The organism is Azohydromonas lata (assembly GCF_034427735.1).
Classification (GTDB): domain Bacteria; phylum Pseudomonadota; class Gammaproteobacteria; order Burkholderiales; family Burkholderiaceae_C; genus Azohydromonas; species Azohydromonas lata.
Map to the genome: position 1 here is coordinate 1 of NZ_JAXOJX010000237.1, position 335 is coordinate 335.

General features: G+C 75.8%; 1 protein-coding gene. It reads right to left on the bottom strand.

Features of this window, described 5'->3' with window-relative positions; genetic code table 11:
* Positions 1 to 335: hypothetical protein (locus tag SM757_RS35200; protein ID WP_322468896.1), on the bottom strand; the 335-nt coding region annotated here is incomplete at both ends.

The following is a 335-nucleotide window of genomic DNA, read 5'->3' on the forward strand; positions in this document are numbered from 1 at the left end:
CGCACCGGGCCCTGGGCCGCCGTGCCGCCGCGCACCACCGCGCGCTTGGAGACGACTTGCGTGTCCGCCGTGGGCAGCACCGAGCGGATGCTGCCGCTGGCGAAGTTGTTGCCCGCGGCCGGGTTGCCGCCGCCGTTGGTGTCCAGCGTGCCGCTGGTGACGATGCTGGCCGTGTTGCTGAACAGCGTGTCCGCCGCCGGCGTGCCCGTCAGGCGCACCGGGATGCGCACCGTGGCCGCGCCGTTGGCCGGCATGGACGTGATGGCGCAGGTGAGCGCGGTGGCGCCGGCCGTGCCCGTGCACGTGGGCGCCGCCGGCACGAAGGTGCCTGCCGT